This window comes from Neptunomonas sp. (assembly GCF_041601355.1).
Lineage (GTDB): Bacteria > Pseudomonadota > Gammaproteobacteria > Pseudomonadales > Balneatricaceae > Neptunomonas.
On record NZ_JBFIIH010000082.1, the window covers coordinates 1 to 18,808 of the forward strand.

Genomic DNA, 18,808 nt, shown 5'->3' on the forward strand with positions numbered 1-18,808 from the left:
CCACTTTTAAATTCGCCTGACCCCCAGGCTGTACTTGAAAAGCTAATGCTTGTTCGCGATCCGCTATATATACAAACTTCTGATTTAATCGTTAAAACTGATCGTAGACACCCGCGTGGTGTCGTTACGGAAATTGTAAAACAACTGGTTCGTCAGGGAATTATCGCTGGCGACTAATGTGAATTTGGAGATTGTGTTGCAATCCTTAATAGTTGACCTTGGCGAACGTTCTTACCCCATTTATATTGGTCAAAATATTCTTTGTGAAGCATTAATCAAGCCTTTTATCAAAGGCAATCAGGTTATGGTTGTCACTAATGACACGATAGCACCTCTGTATCTCGATCACTTGTTGACACATTTGTCAGGTCTGTCGGTTGATGTCACGGTATTACCCGATGGGGAGTCCTATAAAGATTTAACTCATCTGAATCTTATTTTTGATAGTTTACTTAAAAACAAACATAACCGTACAACCACATTGATAGCTCTGGGTGGTGGTGTGGTCGGTGATATGACCGGTTTTGCTGCTGCTAGTTATCAGCGCGGAGTTGATTTTATTCAGATTCCAACCACGGTGCTTTCACAGGTCGATTCCTCCGTAGGGGGGAAGACAGGTGTTAATCATCCTCTTGGCAAAAATATGATAGGTGCTTTTTATCAGCCGCAGCTTGTGGTTGCTGATATTAGTGTCTTTGATACCTTGCCGGATAGAGAGCTTTCAGCGGGTATTGCAGAGGTCATTAAATACGGTTTGATTTATGATTATTCTTTTTTCTGCTGGCTTGAAGAAAATATAGAGCGTTTAGTCGCGCGCGATGCTGACATATTAATGCAGGCGATTCACCGTTCCTGCGAAATAAAAGCGGAGGTTGTCGCGCAGGATGAAAAAGAAGCGGGGATTCGCGCCTGGTTGAATCTGGGTCATACCTTTGGTCATGCCATAGAGACTCATCAGGGATACGGTAACTGGCTGCATGGTGAAGCGGTAGCCGCGGGTACCATGATGGCGCTTTCGCTTTCCGTGAAAATGGGATGGATATCGACGGAAGAAAGGGATCGCGCCCGTCGTCTCTTTGAAAAAGCAAACTTACCTGTAACACCGCCGCAAAATATGTCACCAAATGACTTTATTGACTTGATGTCGGTGGATAAAAAGGTGTTGAATGGCCAGTTGAGGTTAGTACTTTTGAAAACTCTGGGAGAGGCGGTGGTCACAGCTGATTACTCTAAAGAGAAATTGATGGATGTCTTGAGCGCCTGATCCGGGCAATGAGTGGATGTAACCAATGAGTCAAAATTTTTATTTCGAACCCCCCAGCCGTATTCAGCTGGTGGATAAAATGGCTCACCTGCTTAGGTATTCTGATTTTCTGGTTGTTATTGCCGGACCGAAAGGCAGCGGTAAAAGCTCAGTTGCGCAACGCTTGGCGTTAGTCACTCATGCCAGTGATATTTGTCAGATTGTTGTTTCGCTTGAAAGTGAGACAGGTGCCCTGGCTCTGGCGCTTCAATGTGCAAAACTTGTCTCGGATGAGTATGTTAACGGAATGGATCCGTTGACGATATTGCATGAAAAAAGTCGGGCTTTACACGATGTTGGGCAGCACCTGCTGATTCTTATCGATAATGCCGAATGGTTGAACGACGAGGCGATTGAGCTATTGGCTGGGTTGTTAGTGTCCGGTGTCGGTAAACCGAAGGTAGTGCTTTCCGGTGAGGAGTCTCTGGTTAAGCGTTTAAATTCTCTGAGTTTGTATGAGTTACTTGAAGGTCGCCTGCATCTTGAGCAGTTACAACCTTTTACGGAGGATGAAGCTAAAGAGTTTCTGGCGCTGAGATTCTCATCACAACAGGACCTTAACAAACGCGAATTAAAACAAGTGTTTGAAGCAGCATCGGGCTACCCGGGGCGGCTCACGTCGGCAGCATCAGAGTTATATCGGTCAGGAAAAGTAGTCAGCCGGGCGGCGGTGTTACCTTTGCCCATACCTCATATTGTCGGTATTGGTATAGTTTTGCTTGGGGTCTTATTTATTTCCGTATGGCAGGTATTCCAGGTCGACGAAGCGGACCTGCAGCCACAAATAGTAGAAGGTAGAGTCTCGGTTCCGCTGAGTATGACACTGGACTCCTCCCGGCCTGAAGCGCCGACAGCAGAATCTGTTAATGTGGTTCAGAGTGAATTGTCTAAACTGCTTGCGGATCAGGAGCGGCTATTGAGGCAAGAGTTGGCCCTGACACAGAATTCAAATACGGATGCTGAAAAAAATGATGTGGTGACAACGACCTTGCCTCTTCCTGTGCCTGCTGTCAGGAGTATTGATGATGGTACTGTGATACAGGAATCAAAAGAGGGTGAGGTTCTGATTGATGAGTCTGTCGTCGTGGTAAAAGTGCCGCAACAAGCGGTAGTTGAGCCCGAGGTGTTGGATTCGCAGCCCGTTATTATTCAACCTGAGCCCGTAGTTACTAAACGTGAACCTGTCGTTGTTGAAAAGACAGTGGTCAAACCAGCAATCGTCGTCGAACCTAAACCTAAACCTAAACCTGTAGAAGTCGCGCCTGTTGTCGAAAAAGCAGTAGTAAAAGCAGCACCAAAAGCAGCAGTAAAAGAAACACCTAAGGCTGTGGCGAAGGTGAATACTGAATCCCGGAGTAAAGTTGCGCAACCCTCTTTATCAGGTGCGCAAAAATGGCTTAAAGAGGAGCAGTTGTTAAGTTGGCCTTCCGCAGGGTATACGTTACAGCTTTTGGGGGCTCGCTCTGAAAACAGCGTTGTTCAGTTTATGGAGTCATTGGATAACCCGAATCGCTTGTATTATTTCAGTACAGTCTATAAAAATAAACCATGGCATGTGGTGGTTTACGGACAATATGCGAATCGAACTGCCGCTAACAGAGCTGTCAGCTCATTGCCCGAGGAGCTTAAAAAGCTTAAGCCATGGGCTCGTAGTATTAATGGAGTTCAGCAAGATATAAAGAAAAAATAATTTTTTTCTATAGTAAATTCAGTAAATAGTTTTTAAAAAACGGCTTTTTGCCGTTTTTTTCCTGTTTAGATAGATGAATATTTGCTTAAAATTTGTCCCGGAAGGGGTCTGCGTGTAAAATGGCCTGCTTTTTGACTGCCAGGTAAATGCTCAGTTAAAAAGGTGTATTTTTTTAAGCGTTTGTTTTTTATAGAAATATTTAAGTGAGAATGACTTATGAGCACAGGTCTGTATCGCCCCGGTGAGTTTAAAGATAACTGTGGTTTTGGTCTGATGGCGCACCTGGAAGGCGTAGCCAGTCATGATCTTTTGCAAAAAGCGATAGGCGCACTGGCCTGTATGACCCATCGAGGTGGTATTGCCGCTGACGGGAAAACAGGTGATGGCTGCGGCTTGCTGATGCAAAAGCCAGATGGTTTTTTACGTGCGGTCGCTAGCAGCGACCTCAGTATTGAGTTGGGAGAGCGCTATGCAGTCGGCATGGTGTTTATGTCTCGTGAGCCAGCCTTGGCCGAAGCGTCCCGTGAAACGTTAAACAAAGAGCTGCAAGCTCAGGGTTTGAACGTGAAAGGGTGGCGTGTTGTACCGACGGATGAAAGCTGTCTTGGGCCTATTGCCAAAGATACCTTACCGCGCATTGAGCAGGTCTTTATCGAGTCTGAAGGTAAATCTGAACGCGATTTCGGCATAAGCTTGTTTGTTGCCCGTCGCAAAGCTGAAATTGCGTTAAGCACGGATAATGATTTTTATATCTGTAGCCTTTCCGATAAAGTTATTTCATATAAAGGGCTGACATTGCCGGTTGATCTGCCGGTGTTTTATAAAGACCTGGCAGATGAACGTCTGGAAACAGCGGTATGTACTTATCATCAGCGCTTCTCTACGAATACAGCACCACGCTGGCCTTTAGCCCAACCGTTCCGTTTTCTGGCACATAATGGTGAGATCAATACGATCGAAGGTAACCGTAACTGGTCGCGTGCCCGTTCACGTAAATTTGCTACGGATCTGCTGCCTAACCTTGAAGAGTTACAACCGATTGTTAATACAACCGGCTCCGACTCTTCCAGCATGGATAACATGCTGGAATTTTTAATGGTCGGTGGAATCGATATTTACCGTGCTGTTCGTATGATTATCCCACCTGCCTGGCAAAACGTGGATACCATGGATACGGAGTTGCGTGCCTTCTATGAATATAACTCCATGCATATGGAACCATGGGATGGCCCGGCCGGCATGGTAATGACGGATGGTCGTTTTGCCGTGTGTATGCTTGACCGTAATGGTCTGCGTCCATCACGCTGGGTAATTACCAAGCAAGGTTATATTTGTACGGCGTCCGAAATTGGCGTTTTTGATTACCAGCCAGAAGATATTGTGGCGCAGGGACAAGTGGGTCCTGGTCAGATTTTCGCTATCGATACCGCCAGCGGAGAAGTGCTGCATACGGCCGATATTGATAACCGGCTGAAAAAAGCACAACCTTACAAAAAATGGCTCAGAGAAAATGCGTTGCGTCTTGAGCAGACGATGAATCTGAGTGAAGAAGGTCGGTCTTTCCGTGATATGCCGCCAGAAGAAGTCAAACGCTACATGAAAATGTTTCAGGTGACTTTTGAGGAGCGGGATCACGTTATTCGCCCGTTAGGTGAGTCTGGTATGGAAGCCGTCGGCTCTATGGGTGATGATAAGCCGATGGCTGTCTTGTCGAGCCGCGTACGCTCTGTTTATGACTATTTTCGTCAGCAGTTTGCCCAGGTTACTAATCCGCCAATTGATCCGTTGCGTGAATCGATTGTCATGTCGCTGGAAACTTGTATTGGTGCTGAACAGAATATTTTTGAAGAAACCCCAAAGCATGCCCGGCGCGTTATTCTGACATCACCTGTGTTATCTGCATCAAAGTTCCGTCGTGTGCGTGACAATAAAGTCCCGGGCTTTGACGTGGCGAAGATAGACCTGAATTATGATCCATCAAAACTTAGCTTAAAAGAAGCGTTGCTGGCGGTTACTGATCAGGCTGAACAGGCTGTTCGTAGCGGTCAAGTGATCATTCTCTTGTCGGACGCAAAGATAGAAGAAGGTAAGTTGCCTATCCATGCTTCTATGGCAACCGGTGCAGTGCATCACCGTTTGGTGGATACGGGTTTACGTTGTGACGCGAACATTATCGTTGAAACCGCGACGGTCAGGGATCCTCATCACTTTGCAGTTCTGTTTGGTTTTGGTGCAACAGCGGTTTACCCGTTCCTGGCATATCGTGTTCTTAACGATCTGTGTTCGTCAGGTGAAATCCAGCTTGCTCCGTTAGATAGCCACGAGAACTATCGTAAAGGCATCAATAAAGGCTTAATGAAAATCCTCTCGAAGATGGGAATTTCAACGATCGCTTCGTATCGTGGCGCGCAACTGTTTGAAGCCATTGGTTTAAGCTCTGAAGTTGTAAACCAGTGTTTTAAAGGTGTCAGCAGCCGTATTGAAGGTGCACGTTTTGAAGACTTCGAATACGAGCAATCGTTGTTGGCTAAGGACGCCTGGACAGCCCGTAAGCCAATCCAGCAGGGTGGTTTGCTCAAGTATATACATGATGGAGAATACCATGCGTATAATCCGGATGTGGTACGTACCATCCATGAAGCGGTAGAAAGTGGTGATCCGGCTAAATACCAGCTTTATGCTGACTTAGTAAACAACCGTGGCGTTGCGACTTTGCGCGATATGTTAGCGCTGAAAAAAGGCGTTAAGCCGATCGCGCTTGATCAGGTTGAGCCGGTTGAAAACATCCTGAAGCGTTTCGACTCCGCTGCTATGTCGCTGGGTGCGCTATCACCTGAGGCGCATGAGGCGTTAGCGGTTGCCATGAATGAGTTGGGCGGTCGTTCTAATTCAGGTGAGGGTGGTGAAGATCCGGCTCGCCACGGCACCATGAAGCGCTCAAAAATCAAACAGATTGCATCGGGTCGCTTTGGTGTGACGCCAGAGTATCTGATGAGCGCAGATGTTTTGCAGATCAAGGTCGCTCAGGGCGCTAAACCCGGTGAAGGCGGGCAGTTACCCGGTGGTAAGGTTAATGAACTGATAGCGCGTTTACGTTTTTCTGTACCCGGGGTGACATTGATTTCACCGCCACCGCATCATGATATTTATTCAATAGAAGATTTAGCGCAGCTGATTTTTGATTTGAAGCAAATTAACCCTGAAGCATTGGTCTCGGTAAAACTGGTTTCACGCCCTGGCGTAGGAACTATCGCCTGTGGTGTGGCTAAAGCCTATGCCGATCTGATCACCATTTCAGGATACGATGGTGGTACAGCAGCTTCGCCGATCACCTCGATCCACCATGCGGGCTCGCCCTGGGAATTAGGGCTGTCCGATGCACACCAGTCTTTGCGTGGTAACCATCTGCGTGGCAAGATCCGCCTGCAAACAGACGGTGGTCTGAAAACCGGGCTGGATGTCGTGAAAGCGGCGATGTTAGGTGCTGAGAGCTTCGGCTTTGGTACGATGCCGATGGTCGCGCTGGGTTGTAAATATTTGCGTATATGCCACTTGAATAACTGTGCCACCGGTGTAGCGACACAGAATGAAAGATTGCGTGAAGATTTCTTCCGTGGAACGGTTGAAATGGTTAAAAACTTCTTCCGATTTGTCGCAGAGGAAACGCGTCAATGGATGGCTCAGATGGGCGTTCGTACGCTGGAAGAGCTGGTCGGCCGCGTTGATCTGCTAGAACTGATCGAAGGTTATACGCCTAAACAGCGTAATCTGGACTTAAGCCCGATTATCAGTGATGGCGGTGTCCCGGCTGAATATCCGCAGACGTGCCAGCAGCCGCGCAATGAGACCTATGATAAAGGCGCGTTAAATTCAGAAATGCTTGAATTAGCGTTGCAGAGCATCGAACAGAAAACGGGTGGTGAGTGGGATCTGACGATTACCAACTGTGATCGCTCCGTGGGTGCGCGTACTTCAGGTGTCATTGCTAAGCAGCATGGTAATCTGGGTATGTGTGGTCATCAGCTCACGTTCCGCTTTACAGGTCATGCCGGTCAGTCATTTGGTGTGTGGAATGCCGGTGGACAGGATCTTATCCTGGAAGGTGATGCCAACGACTACGTCGGTAAAGGCATGGCAGGTGGTAAGATCGTGATAAAACCGTTTAGTGCTGCAACGTTCAAATCGAATGAAACCGCGATCATGGGTAATACCTGTTTGTACGGTGCAACCGGCGGTAAGCTGTTTGCGGCAGGCCGTGCGGGTGAGCGCTTTGCCGTGCGTAACTCTGGCTGTCACGCTGTCGTTGAAGGTGCCGGTGATCACTGTTGCGAATATATGACCGGCGGTCTGGTCACTGTGTTGGGTGCAACCGGTTATAACTTCGGTGCAGGCATGACCGGTGGCTTTGCCTATGTGTTGGATATGAGCAATACCTTTGTGGACAAGTACAACCACGAGCTGGTTGAGATCCACCGGGTTCATACTGAGCACATGGAGGCCTATAAAAACCATCTGCGTTCAGTGATTATTGAATTTACTAACGAAACAGGTAGCGCTTGGGGTCAGGAAATTATCGATAATTTTGATGATTATATCGGTCGTTTCTGGATGGTTAAGCCTAAAGCCGCCGGTATTACTGATTTACTGAATAGTGTTCGTCGGCGCCCTGAATAAAAGGTTACGTAGCGATAAAGTTTAACACGCGCCTGTTAACAGGCGCCTTAACGAGGTGGGGACCATGACTGAACGTCTTAACAACGATTTCCAGTTCCTCGATGTATCCCGTGAGGGGCCAAAGAAAATTAAGGCCTCTGTTCGTAAAAAGCAATATGCTGAAATTTACGAACCATTTGTAGCCACAGAAGCAGCAGAGCAGTCACATCGCTGCCTGGACTGTGGTAACCCTTACTGTTCATGGAAATGCCCTGTGCATAACCATATTCCGGACTGGCTGCAGCTGGTATCGGAAGGCAATATTATTAAAGCAGCAGAACTGAGCCATCAGACTAATACCTTGCCGGAAGTGTGCGGCCGGGTATGCCCGCAGGACCGTTTGTGCGAAGGTGCCTGTACCCTGAATGATGGTTTCGGTGCTGTTACGATTGGCTCAGTAGAAAAATATATCACGGATACAGCCTTCGCGATGGGCTGGAAACCCGATATGTCTAATACGCCGCAGACGGGTAAGAAAGTGGCCATTATTGGCGCAGGCCCTGCCGGTCTGGGTGCGGCTGATATTCTGGTGCGTAACGGTGTGACGCCGGTTGTGTTTGATCGTTATCCGGAAATCGGTGGCTTGCTGACTTTCGGCATCCCGGAATTTAAGCTGGAAAAAGAGGTGATGGCCAATCGCCGTCGTGTCTTTGAAGAGATGGGCGTCGAGTTTCGTTTAAACACTGAGATCGGAAAAGACGTATCAATGCAGTCTTTGGTTGATGAGTACGATGCGGTGTTTCTTGGCATGGGGACTTATACCTACATGAAAGGTGGTTTCCCGGGTGAAGACCTTGATGGCGTCTATGATGCTTTGCCATTCTTGATCTCTAACGTGAATCACTGCTTAGGATTTGAAAAAGATCCGGCGGATTACATTAGCTTGAAAGGTAAAACAGTCGTGGTCCTGGGTGGTGGTGATACAGCCATGGATTGTAATCGTACCTCTATTCGACAAAATGCCAAGCGCGTAACCTGTGCTTATCGTCGTGATGAAGCCAACATGCCGGGTTCTAAGCGCGAAGTTGAAAATGCCAAAGAAGAGGGTGTTAAATTTCTCTTTAACCGCCAGCCTGTTGAAGTGGTTGGTGAAAACGGCAAAGTTGTTGGAGTGAAGGTCGTCACTACTAAGATGGGTGAGCCGGATGAGAGAGGCCGTCGCCGCGCAGAAGTTGTACCAGGTTCAGAAGAAGTGCTGGATACAGACGTCGTCTTAGTCGCTTTCGGTTTCCGTCCCAGCCCTGCGCCATGGTTTACTGACTTTGGTATTGAGTTGCATGAGGATGGCCGTGTCAAAGCCGACGAAAAACCTTCTCAGGGACGTCATGCATTCCAGACGACTAACGCAAAAGTCTTTGCCGGTGGTGATATGGTGCGTGGTTCTGATTTGGTTGTGACGGCTATTTATGAAGGTCGCCAGGCGGCTGAAGGTATTCTCGATTACCTTGAAGTTTAATCTTGGTTGATAATAGATAGTTACATTGTTTGACACAAAAAGGCCGCTAACTTAGCGGCCTTTTTATTTAAAAAGCCTCGTATTTACGAGGCTTTATAACTAGTTACAGCAAAATTATTATAGTTTGCCGAGGTAGCTATCAAATCGTTGTTTAATCGACTCTGACGGTTCAGCTGTTGCCAGACTAACGAGAACGATAGATAGCGTTGCAAAGATGATTCCCGGAACAATTTCGTACACTTCGAAAATGCCACCGCTAATCTGCTTCCAGATCACAACGGTTAAGCCACCAACAATTACGCCCGCCAGTGCGCCAGAATGATTCATACGTTTCCAATAAAGGCTTAAAACCAACGTCGGTCCAAAGGCGGCTCCAAATCCAGCCCAGGCATAAGAAACCAACCCTAATACGGTGCTGTCGGGATTCAGTGCTAAGACGAGTGCGACAATAGACAGTCCGATAACCGCGATACGTCCCACCATAACGACTTGTTTCTGGGATGCGTCTTTACGAAATACCTGTTTATAAAAGTCTTCTGCCAGTGCAGAGGAAGAGACCAGTAGTTGTGAATCTGCAGTACTCATAATGGCAGCCAGAATAGCGGCCAAAAGGATGCCTGCAACAACCGGATGGAACATCGCATTAACGAGCAACATGAAGATTTTTTCACCGTCAACAAGGTTGCCCGCTAGTTCGTTATCGACATAAATGATGCCGGCAAGCCCGACAAGAATCGCGCCAATCATCGATAATCCAGACCAGGTAACCGCAATACGACGCGCAGTAGGGACGTCCGCATTGCTGCGAATCGCTGCAAAACGTGCCAGGATATGCGGCTGGCCAAAATAACCTAAACCCCACGCGGCTAATGAAATAATAGCGATGGCGGTGAGTGGTTCTCCATTACTGTCATTCCAGATGGTGAGCAGTTCTGGATTTTTGACTTCTAACGCAGTAAACAGGCTACCGAAGCCGCCTTCGGATTGAATGGCAATAATGGGAACAGTCACAAGCGCTGCTGCCATCAATAACCCCTGCACCAGATCGGTCCATGATACTGCCAGGAAACCACCGAACATGGTGTAAGAAACAACACAAACGGTGCCTATGATGAGCGCCACGGTGTAATCTAATCCGAATACGGTTTCAAATAGTTTGCCGCCCGCGACAAGACCTGAACTGGTATAAAACAGGAAAAAAAGTAGGATGAAAAATGCTGAGATGACGCGTAGATAATGGGATTTGTCTTCAAAGCGATTAGCGAAAAACTCTGGAATAGTTAGCGAATCGTCTGCTTCGAAACTGTAAGTGCGCAGACGTTTAGCAACCAGTAACCAGTTTAGCCAGGTGCCTATCAACAGGCCCGCTCCTAACCAGACCGATTCTAAACCGGATGAGAACGCATAGCCGGGCAGGCCGAGAAGTAGCCAGCCGCTCATGTCGGAAGCACCGGCTGAAAGTGCCGCAGGCCATGGTCCGAGTGAGCGTCCGCCTAAAAAGTAATCTGAAGAGTTAGCCGTACGTCGGTAGGCATACACACCGATGGCCAGCATGAGAGCCAGATAAACTATAAACGTGCCAATAATAGCACCGCTATTTGCGATCATTAAACATACCTCATTATTATTTTTAAAAGTTGATTTTTAAAAGTTGGTTTTGAAAGTTATTATCAGAGTTGACCTGTTACCGGGGAATAGAGTGGTAACAGGTCAAAAAACACCAATGTTTATTACATTGGCGCTTGGATTTTTTATAAATCGTTTTTTCCGCCCAGCTCCAGCAGCGTTGCATTACCACCGACGGCTGTGGTGTTCACAGAAAGTGTGCTCTCTGTGACAAAACGCCAGGGATAATCAAGGCTGGTGATTGTTGGATAAGTGTCGAATTGAGTCTCTGAAATGAGTTGCGCCAGCATGCCTCCGCGTTGCGCAAGTTGTTGGTTTAACGGGGCCAGAGTGTCACTGGTTCCGCAGAAAGCGTAAGCATGAAACGCCTCTTGTTGTGTCAGATCATGCAGCGATGCTGATACCAGCTGTACAACCGCTTCCGGTATACCCGCACTGAGCAAAACAGAGTGGAGTCGATGCATATATTTGTGCGTGTCCTGGAGAATAACCGCATTGCCGGTAGCCAGTGCCGTGAACAGCTGTGCAGCGATAGCCGTATCATAAGCACCATTATCCAGATCCACTTGATTGGCGTCAGCGCAGACACAAATGATGCCGCGTCCGGACCAATGCAGGCTGTTTGCTTCACCGGTCGGGCCGGGTAAGTCGACAGCAGCGGGCATGGTGGTGCCGATGCGATCCATCAGCCAGGTGGTGATAGGTTGATCCAGTTCTTGAGCTGCTTTAGATAGTTTTTCGATGCGTTTAGAGACGCCTAAAGCGTTCCAGGCTTCCCATGCGGATCCTGCTTTCAGAATAGCGTTTTGTAATGTTTGAGTAGTCATCTTGATATCCTTCCGCTTATGCCTGTTGCTGACGAATTTCACGCGTGAAGCGCTTCAGATAATGAGGGCCACCTGCTTTAGGGCCAGTACCGGAGAGGCCTTGTCCGCCAAATGGTTGAACACCAACTACCGCACCTACCTGATCTCTGTTGATGTAGATATTGCCTGCTCTGACACGGGCTGCAATATGGTTTGCAGTGGTTTCATTGCGGGTGTGCACGCCGAGTGTTAAACCAAAACCGCTGGCATTAATCGTATCGATGATCGTATCCAGCTCGCTGGCTTTATAACGTACGACATGCAAAATCGGGCCAAACTGCTCCTCTGTTAACTGATCTATAGAGGATATTTCAAATGCGGTGGGCGCGATAAAGGTGCCGTTTTCTGCATCAGCAGGCAGCGCTGCCTGAGCAATCAGTGTTGCGTTTTGTTTCATTTTATCGATATGCAACTGCAGACCGGACTGGGCTTTTTTATCAATCACCGGGCCGATATCAGTTTTATGGAGTACAGGATTTCCTACCACTTGCTCCATCATGGCGCCGCGCAACATAGGTATGATTCGCTCAGCAATATCTTTTTGTACAAACAGTACGCGCAGTGCAGAGCAGCGTTGCCCGGCGGAGGCAAAGGCTGAACGCACCACATCACGTGCCACCTGTTCGGGAAGGCAGGTGGAGTCGATGATCATAGCGTTCTGGCCGCCGGTTTCAGCGATGAAAGGAACGGGTTCTGCCTGGCGGTTAGCCAGAGTTCGGTTGATCACGCGAGCCGTATTCGTTGAGCCGGTAAAAGCGACGCCTGCGACACGATTATCTGAAGTAAGCGGCGCACCCAGGGTTGCTCCTTCGCCGATAATAAGCTGGATTGCTCCGCCAGGAACGCCCGCTTCGAGCATCAGCTCAATAGCACGAAAAGCGATAATGCTGGTTTGTTCAGCCGGCTTAGCAACAACTGTATTACCTGCCGCGAGTGCTGCTGTAACCTGTCCAAGGAAAATGGCGAGAGGGAAATTCCAGGGTGAAATACATACAAAGACGCCACGCCCTTCGCGCTGAATCTCCATTGTCGAGCCATCAAAGGAAGGCAATGTGACCGTGTCGCTCATGGCTAAGCGGGCCTGGACCGCATAATAGCGGCAAAAATCAACGGCCTCGCGGATCTCATCAATACTGTCTTGCAGTGTTTTTCCCGCTTCCCGGTGGCAAAGTGCCATCAGTTCGCCGTAGTTTGCTTCGAGTAAATCGGCCAAGCGTTCTAATGCAGCAGCTCGCTCGGATACCGGTGTGTTACTCCATTGCGGGAAAGCGTCTGTCGCTACCCCAAGCGCCTGTTCAACATGCTGAGCTGATGCGTAATTGACCTGTCCGACTGTGTGGCTATGGTCGTAGGGTGCTGTTACTGCATGCAGCGTCGTACCTGTTGAGATCATCTGGGCATTGATAATCGGCCCGGCCTGCCATGTTGTCGACATGAATGGCTGAATCAGCGCCTCAAAATCATGCCATTCGCCTTCAATCTCGATATTGAAGCCAAACGAGTTCTTACGCTCGTTACCAAACAGCTCTGAAGGTAACGGGATATAAGGGTTTGCCAGAGATTTGCGTGACGCTAGTACGTCTGCAGGATGGTTTACCAGTTCGCTGATAGGACAACGAGCATCAACCAGGCGATGTACGAATGAGCTATTCGCTCCGTTTTCTAATAAGCGACGTACCAGGTAAGGCAGCAGGTCTTTATGATTTCCGACCGGAGCATAGATGCGTACAGCAACGTTATTTTCTTTGATGACCGTATTGTAGAGTGCATCTCCCATACCGTGCAGGCGCTGAAATTCATAATCATTATGTGTCGCCATACTGATAACTGACGCCACGGTATGAGCATTATGGCTGGCGAACTGTGGATAAATATGCCCACGTACGTTTTCGCTTAATAAAAAGCGAGCGCACGCCAGATAAGCGGTATCAGTGGCCTCCTTGCGGGTGTATACCGGATAGTTGCTCAAGCCGCGTTGCTGGCAGTTTTTGATTTCGCTATCCCAGTAAGCTCCTTTTACCAGACGTAACGGGATGCGGTCTCCCTGTTGCTTGGCTAATGCTGCCAGCCAGACGAGAACGGGCAAAGCGCGTTTTGAATAGGCCTGAATAACTAAGCCGAATTCGCCCCAGCCGCGGATGGTTTCATGTTGATAGAGTTTTTCGAACAGCTCTAAAGATAATTCAAGACGATCCGCCTCTTCTGCATCAATGGTGACACCCACATTGACTGCTCTGGCGTGTTGAATTAACTCCAGTACTTTGTCGTGCATCTCTCCGAGTACGCGGTCTTTCTGGCTGACTTCGTAGCGTGGATGCAGTGCTGACAGTTTGATTGAGATAGTCGGTCTGGGTGACTTTCCTTTGTAAGTGTCTTTTCCTACAGCGGTAATCGCTTGTATGTAGTCATTAAAGTACTTGTCTGCGTCTTGGCGGGTCAGCGCGGCTTCGCCGAGCATATCAAATGAATAGGTATATCCTTTGTCTCTGCTAGCATGACCACGTTTGAGCGCTTCTTTTATATTGCGCCCCAAAACAAACTGGTGGCCCATGATTTTCATAGCCTGATTCATCACTTTGCGGATGACAGGTTCTGACATTTTATTAACCAGACGGTTGATGACATTGGACGGTGTGCCGTCTTCGTTCTCGTCCAGAGAGACCACTTTTCCTGTGAGCAGTAAGCCCCATGTCGATGCATTGACGAAGAGTGACTCTGAATTTTTCAGATGTGCTTTCCAGTCGGCAACCGATAATTTATCACGGATAAGCGCATCAGCAGTGTCTGCATCAGGGATGCGCATCAGTGCTTCGGCCAGACACATCAACAGAATGCCTTCACGGGTATCTAAGCTGTACTCGAGTAATAGCGCATCAATCATATGAATGGCACCATCATCCGCGCGCACTTTTTCAATCAGTCGGGTTGCACCCTGAGTGATATGCTTTCGTTCATTGTCGTCAGGAGCGGCCAGTGGCAAAAGCTCTTTCAGCCAATGGTTTTCATCTACCGCATACAATGGTGAGATGTGTTGCCAGAGTTGCGACAAAGGCTGATCTAAAAAATCGGCATTGAAAATGTCGTTGACTTGGAATTTTGTTATTTTGATCCCTGTTTCTGTGAACATGGATATGCTCCCTAAGTACGTTGAACGGACGATGAACATCATCGCTCATGGATATCATAAGTATGCAACTGTAGGGGATTACCGCTGCTTTCGTCTTGCGAAATTCTCGGGTTGTTTTGCGAAAAGCTCCGACAGCCGCTTTTATCATCGATTTTTTTATTATTTCGTCCACCAACATGAAGGAAAGACTGTAAGATTTCCAGTTTTTAAGCGATCAATTGAATGAAATTTGCTATGATCCGCTTTTGCGGTGTTATCTGGGATAACGCTTCTTTTCAGTACAATTAATCAGATCGGATCGAGTTATATGCAACCGAAAGTCGCCATTATCATGGGTTCTAAAAGTGATTGGGATACCATGAAATTAGCCACTGAGATTCTGGATGAGCTTCAGGTACCTCATCATGTAGAAGTGGTTTCAGCACACCGTACACCTGACAAGCTTTTTTCTTTCTCCTCTGGTGCTGTTGATGCTGGCTATCAGGTCATCATCGCGGGAGCGGGTGGTGCTGCGCATTTACCGGGTATGATTGCTTCAAAAACGCGCTTACCCGTGTTGGGTGTGCCTGTCCAGAGTAAAGCACTGAATGGAATGGATAGCTTACTGTCTATCGTTCAGATGCCAAAAGGTATTGCTGTCGGAACGCTGGCGATCGGCTCTGCCGGTGCATTTAATGCAGGTTTAATGGCGGCACAGATTCTGGCTAATACCGATGCAGAATTGGCACAGCGACTGGAAGCATTTCGTAAAGCGCAGACAGAAACAATTTTAGAAAACCCTGATCCAAGAGAAGTCTGATGAGTAAAGTGTGGGTGTTGGGTGCAGGTCAGCTAGGCGCAATGATGCGGCATGCGGCTATACCTTTGAATGTTGAAGTAGTACCGGTCGATTTTAATCAGTCGCAAAGTGTTGAGTTAGCAGAAGATGACGTAGTCACTGCTGAGATAGAGCTATGGCCTGAAACAAAAGCCACGACGGTGCTTTCAAGCCACCCTCATTTTATTAATCGTGAGGTGTTTCCTCGTCTGGCCGATCGCTTTACACAGAAGCAGTTACTTGATGAACTGGCGATAGCAACAGCTCCCTGGCAGTTGGTGGATGCAAACACTCAAGCGCCGGAATTGTATCAGTCACTGGGTGACACGGTACTGCTGAAACGGCGCACCGGTGGATATGACGGGCGCGGTCAATACTGGCTGAAGCAATCGGAAGGTACGGTAGTACCAGAAGGTTGGCATCAGGAAGCGATAGCAGAACAAAAAATACCGTTTGATGAAGAAGTATCATTAGTTGGGGCCAGAGACAAAGCGGGTAATTTGTATTTCTATCCGTTAGCTCTGAACCTCCATGTCAACGGTATTCTGATGGCATCCATCGCACCGTTGCAGCGTTTGGCAGGTGTGCAATCTGAGGCCGAAGAGATGCTGGGTAAATTACTCACATCCCTGGAATACGTCGGCGTAATGGCGATGGAATGTTTCCGCGTCGGTGATCACCTGATGGTGAATGAACTAGCTCCACGCGTACACAACAGTGGACATTGGACGCAGTCAGGTAGCAGTATCAGCCAGTTTGAATCGCATATTCGCGCGGTGGCTGGCTTACCTATGAGTAAAGCCGTGATTAAAGGCCGGTCCGTGATGATCAATCTGATCGGCGTAGAACGTAACAATAACTGGTTGGCCGTCGACGGTGCTGAGTTATATTGGTACGGAAAAGAAGTGCGAGTTGGCCGTAAAGTGGGTCATATCAATCTGACCTCGACTGAGCCGAAGCAACTCAATTCGTCGTTAACTAAGCTGGCTGCTGACTTTCCGGAACCTTATCCACAGGTGTTTGACTGGGTGGCGGAAAATCTTCGTTAGTTGATGTAGTTAATGAAGTTGTAGCGCTGCGTGTTGAGCCTTTTCAGTCTGAAAAGGCCGCTTTCTTTTTAGTCTTCTTTAGTCAGCAATCCCAGATTCCAGCATTTAATGTTCAGTGCTGGTTTTCCGGCAGCGGCCAGGTGTTGTCTGAAAGTAATCCCGAAAAGCATGGGTAAAAGCACTTTGACTGCTAAAGCCGCAATGTTCTGCTATTTGTAGTATGGTCCAACCGCACGCCAGCTTCTGTTTGCTGTACTCAAGACGTTTATGCAGGACATATTGATGAGGTGTGACGCCGGTTTTTTCTTTGAAGCAGGCATGGAAATGACTGGGGCTTAGAAAAGTCAGTCCGGCTAATTCAGCAATCGAAATTTTGCGGGCCATATTCAGTTGGATATGCAGATCCAGCGCGGCTAAATCAATATAGGCAAGGCTCTTGCGTGGCGTGGGCTGTCTCAACAGATTCTGCATTGAAAGTAGCAGGGTCGTGCCGCAGGCTTGCAATAATGGAGAGTTGGCAGGTGTGTTTTTTATTTCCTGGCAGATGGCCTGAAGCAAAACCTGTCGCTGATTATCTAATGTGAAGTAGCTGGCTTTATCAAATAGATGGTTGGCTTGCGCATGCAGCGGCATTGCATCCAGCGCTTCTGTCGGAATGTTGATAACAACAATACGGTTATTGCCGATACCACAAAAAGCATGATCTGTTGCTGAGGGTACTAAGCATCCTTGTCCCAGACCGACGTGTTCGCCGCGACCCTGAATATCAAACTCGGTTTTACCCTCAAGACCAAATACCAGTTGATGGTATTTATGATCATGATGATTAGCGGTATCCGGTAATGTCAGCAGTTCAGTTGTCGTCATGATAGTCCTTGCCGCAGGGTTATCTATTATTGTTATATTTTAAGCAGTACGCCTGTTTAACGCCGTGCTGAATAATAATTGTACAGGAAATTATTCAGAGTTCCATCCGTCCGGAGATCTGCTAAGTAGTCGCTTGTTTGATCCTGGTCGTCTATTTAGAGCGCATTTTTGATTAGGAATCGGTAGAATACGCCCCCATTGAAAGAAACTAAAGATGGCTGAACTGACCTAGGGTTGAACCGATGGCTGAATTGAAAAACGACCGCTTTTTACGTGCGCTGATGCGCGAACCTGTTGATGTGACACCTGTGTGGATGATGCGCCAGGCTGGACGTTACCTGCCGGAATATCGCGCTACCCGTGCGCAGGCCGGTGACTTTCTCAGTCTGTGTAAAAATAGAGAGCTGGCTTGTGAAGTGACTCTTCAGCCATTGGAGCGCTTTGATCTGGATGCCGCGATTCTATTCTCGGACATCCTGACTATTCCCGATGCAATGGATCTTGGTTTGTATTTTGAAGAGGGTGAAGGTCCGCGTTTCAGAAAAATCATTCGCACTGAGCAGGATGTCGAGGCGCTGAAAGTGCCGGATGCAGCGACTGATCTTGATTATGTGATGAATGCTGTAGAAGAGATCCGTACACAGCTGAATGGTCGTGTGCCATTGATTGGTTTCTCAGGAAGCCCGTGGACGTTGGCAACTTATATGGTTGAAGGCGGCTCCTCTAAAGATTTCCGTCATATCAAAAAAATGATGTACGCTTCTCCTGAAGTACTGCATGAGCTGTTGAATAAGCTGGCGCAATCGGTCACTAGCTATTTAAATGAACAGATTCGCAGCGGTGCGCAGGCGGTTCAGATTTTTGATACCTGGGGCGGCGTTCTCAGTGGTGATATGTATAAAGTATTCTCGCTGGATTACATGCGTAAAATTATTTCCGGTTTAATCCGTGAACACGACGGGCGTAAAGTGCCTGTGATTATGTTTACCAAAAACGGTGGCCAATGGTTAGAAGTGATGGCCGACGCGGGTGCCGATGCATTGGGGCTGGACTGGACAACTGATATCGATAACGCACGTCGCCGTGTTGGCGATAAAGTGGCTTTGCAGGGTAATATGGATCCTTCAGTGCTGTATGCGCAGCCTGAGCGAATTCGTCAGGAAGTGTCTGATATTCTGCAGCGCTTTGGTACGGGTAACGGTCATGTGTTCAATTTAGGACACGGCATACATCAGTTTGCAGACCCTGATCATGCAAAAGTTTTTGTTGATGCGGTACATGAACTCAGTGCTAA

General features: G+C 47.9%; 12 protein-coding genes. 8 read left to right on the top strand and 4 right to left on the bottom strand.

All coding sequences use genetic code 11. The features are described 5' to 3' along the window. The 5 genes from ABY436_RS13095 to ABY436_RS13115 form a co-directional block, all read left to right on the top strand. The coding region (locus ABY436_RS13095) for a shikimate kinase (protein ID WP_372739418.1) at positions 1-177 on the top strand (177 nt) is incomplete at its 5' end. A 19-nt stretch (positions 178-196) separates the two neighbouring features. Next, complete coding sequence (gene aroB, locus ABY436_RS13100; protein WP_372739419.1) at positions 197-1,264, top strand: 3-dehydroquinate synthase; 1,068 nt, start codon at positions 197-199, stop codon at positions 1,262-1,264. 25 nt (positions 1,265-1,289) lie between these two features. Beyond that, the gene (locus tag ABY436_RS13105; protein ID WP_372739408.1) at positions 1,290-2,993 is read left to right on the top strand and encodes an AAA family ATPase; all 1,704 of its coding nucleotides are present in this window, start codon (positions 1,290-1,292) and stop codon (positions 2,991-2,993) included. A 216-nt stretch (positions 2,994-3,209) separates the two neighbouring features. Next, positions 3,210-7,667: a glutamate synthase large subunit gene (gene gltB / locus ABY436_RS13110; RefSeq protein WP_372739409.1), complete on the top strand. Its 4,458-nt coding sequence runs from the start codon at positions 3,210-3,212 to the stop codon at positions 7,665-7,667. A gap of 64 nt (positions 7,668-7,731) precedes the next feature. Continuing rightward, positions 7,732-9,162, top strand: a complete 1,431-nt coding sequence (locus ABY436_RS13115) for an FAD-dependent oxidoreductase (protein ID WP_372739410.1) — start codon at positions 7,732-7,734, stop codon at positions 9,160-9,162. Positions 9,163-9,279: 117 nt separating this feature from the next. On the opposite strand, the gene putP is transcribed toward ABY436_RS13115, so the two are convergent. From putP to putA, 3 genes are all read right to left on the bottom strand, one after another. Beyond that, a complete protein-coding gene (gene putP, locus ABY436_RS13120; RefSeq protein ID WP_372739411.1) occupies positions 9,280-10,770 on the bottom strand; it encodes a sodium/proline symporter PutP in 1,491 nt (496 codons plus the stop codon). A 143-nt stretch (positions 10,771-10,913) separates the two neighbouring features. Then, on the bottom strand, positions 10,914-11,615 hold the full coding sequence (locus ABY436_RS13125) for a hypothetical protein (RefSeq protein ID WP_372739412.1): 702 nt from the start codon (positions 11,613-11,615) through the stop codon (positions 10,914-10,916). Positions 11,616-11,631: 16 nt separating this feature from the next. Beyond that, positions 11,632-14,781 carry a bifunctional proline dehydrogenase/L-glutamate gamma-semialdehyde dehydrogenase PutA gene (putA, locus tag ABY436_RS13130; RefSeq protein ID WP_372739413.1) on the bottom strand — a complete coding sequence of 1,050 codons (3,150 nt, stop codon included), beginning with the start codon at positions 14,779-14,781 and terminating at the stop codon, positions 11,632-11,634. A gap of 307 nt (positions 14,782-15,088) precedes the next feature. On the opposite strand from putA, the gene purE reads away from it, so the two are divergent. Both purE and purK read left to right on the top strand, forming a co-directional pair. Next, a complete protein-coding gene (purE, locus tag ABY436_RS13135; protein WP_372739414.1) occupies positions 15,089-15,580 on the top strand; it encodes a 5-(carboxyamino)imidazole ribonucleotide mutase in 492 nt (163 codons plus the stop codon). Next, the gene (purK, locus tag ABY436_RS13140; RefSeq protein ID WP_372739415.1) at positions 15,580-16,647 is read left to right on the top strand and encodes a 5-(carboxyamino)imidazole ribonucleotide synthase; all 1,068 of its coding nucleotides are present in this window, start codon (positions 15,580-15,582) and stop codon (positions 16,645-16,647) included. The genes purE and purK overlap by 1 nt, the downstream gene beginning before the upstream one ends. 105 nt (positions 16,648-16,752) lie before the next feature. Here purK and ABY436_RS13145 read toward each other — a convergent pair whose 3' ends face one another. Continuing rightward, positions 16,753-17,514, bottom strand: a complete 762-nt coding sequence (locus tag ABY436_RS13145; RefSeq protein ID WP_372739416.1) for a helix-turn-helix domain-containing protein — start codon at positions 17,512-17,514, stop codon at positions 16,753-16,755. A 242-nt stretch (positions 17,515-17,756) separates the two neighbouring features. On the opposite strand from ABY436_RS13145, the gene hemE reads away from it, so the two are divergent. Beyond that, a partial coding sequence (hemE, locus tag ABY436_RS13150) for a uroporphyrinogen decarboxylase (RefSeq protein WP_372739417.1) occupies positions 17,757-18,808 on the top strand: 1,052 nt, incomplete at its 3' end.

Bases quoted from the DNA above. Each gene is read 5' to 3' on its own strand.
- putP (WP_372739411.1), bottom strand. From the start codon at position 10,770: ATGATCGCAAATAGCGGTGCTATTATTGGCACGTTTATAGTTTATCTG.
- ABY436_RS13105 (WP_372739408.1), top strand. From the start codon at position 1,290: ATGAGTCAAAATTTTTATTTCGAACCCCCCAGCCGTATTCAGCTGGTG.
- ABY436_RS13145 (WP_372739416.1), bottom strand. From the start codon at position 17,514: ATGACGACAACTGAACTGCTGACATTACCGGATACCGCTAATCATCAT.
- ABY436_RS13125 (WP_372739412.1), bottom strand. From the start codon at position 11,615: ATGACTACTCAAACATTACAAAACGCTATTCTGAAAGCAGGATCCGCA.
- purE (WP_372739414.1), top strand. From the start codon at position 15,089: ATGCAACCGAAAGTCGCCATTATCATGGGTTCTAAAAGTGATTGGGAT.
- putA (WP_372739413.1), bottom strand. From the start codon at position 14,781: ATGTTCACAGAAACAGGGATCAAAATAACAAAATTCCAAGTCAACGAC.
- ABY436_RS13115 (WP_372739410.1), top strand. From the start codon at position 7,732: ATGACTGAACGTCTTAACAACGATTTCCAGTTCCTCGATGTATCCCGT.
- gltB (WP_372739409.1), top strand. From the start codon at position 3,210: ATGAGCACAGGTCTGTATCGCCCCGGTGAGTTTAAAGATAACTGTGGT.
- purK (WP_372739415.1), top strand. From the start codon at position 15,580: ATGAGTAAAGTGTGGGTGTTGGGTGCAGGTCAGCTAGGCGCAATGATG.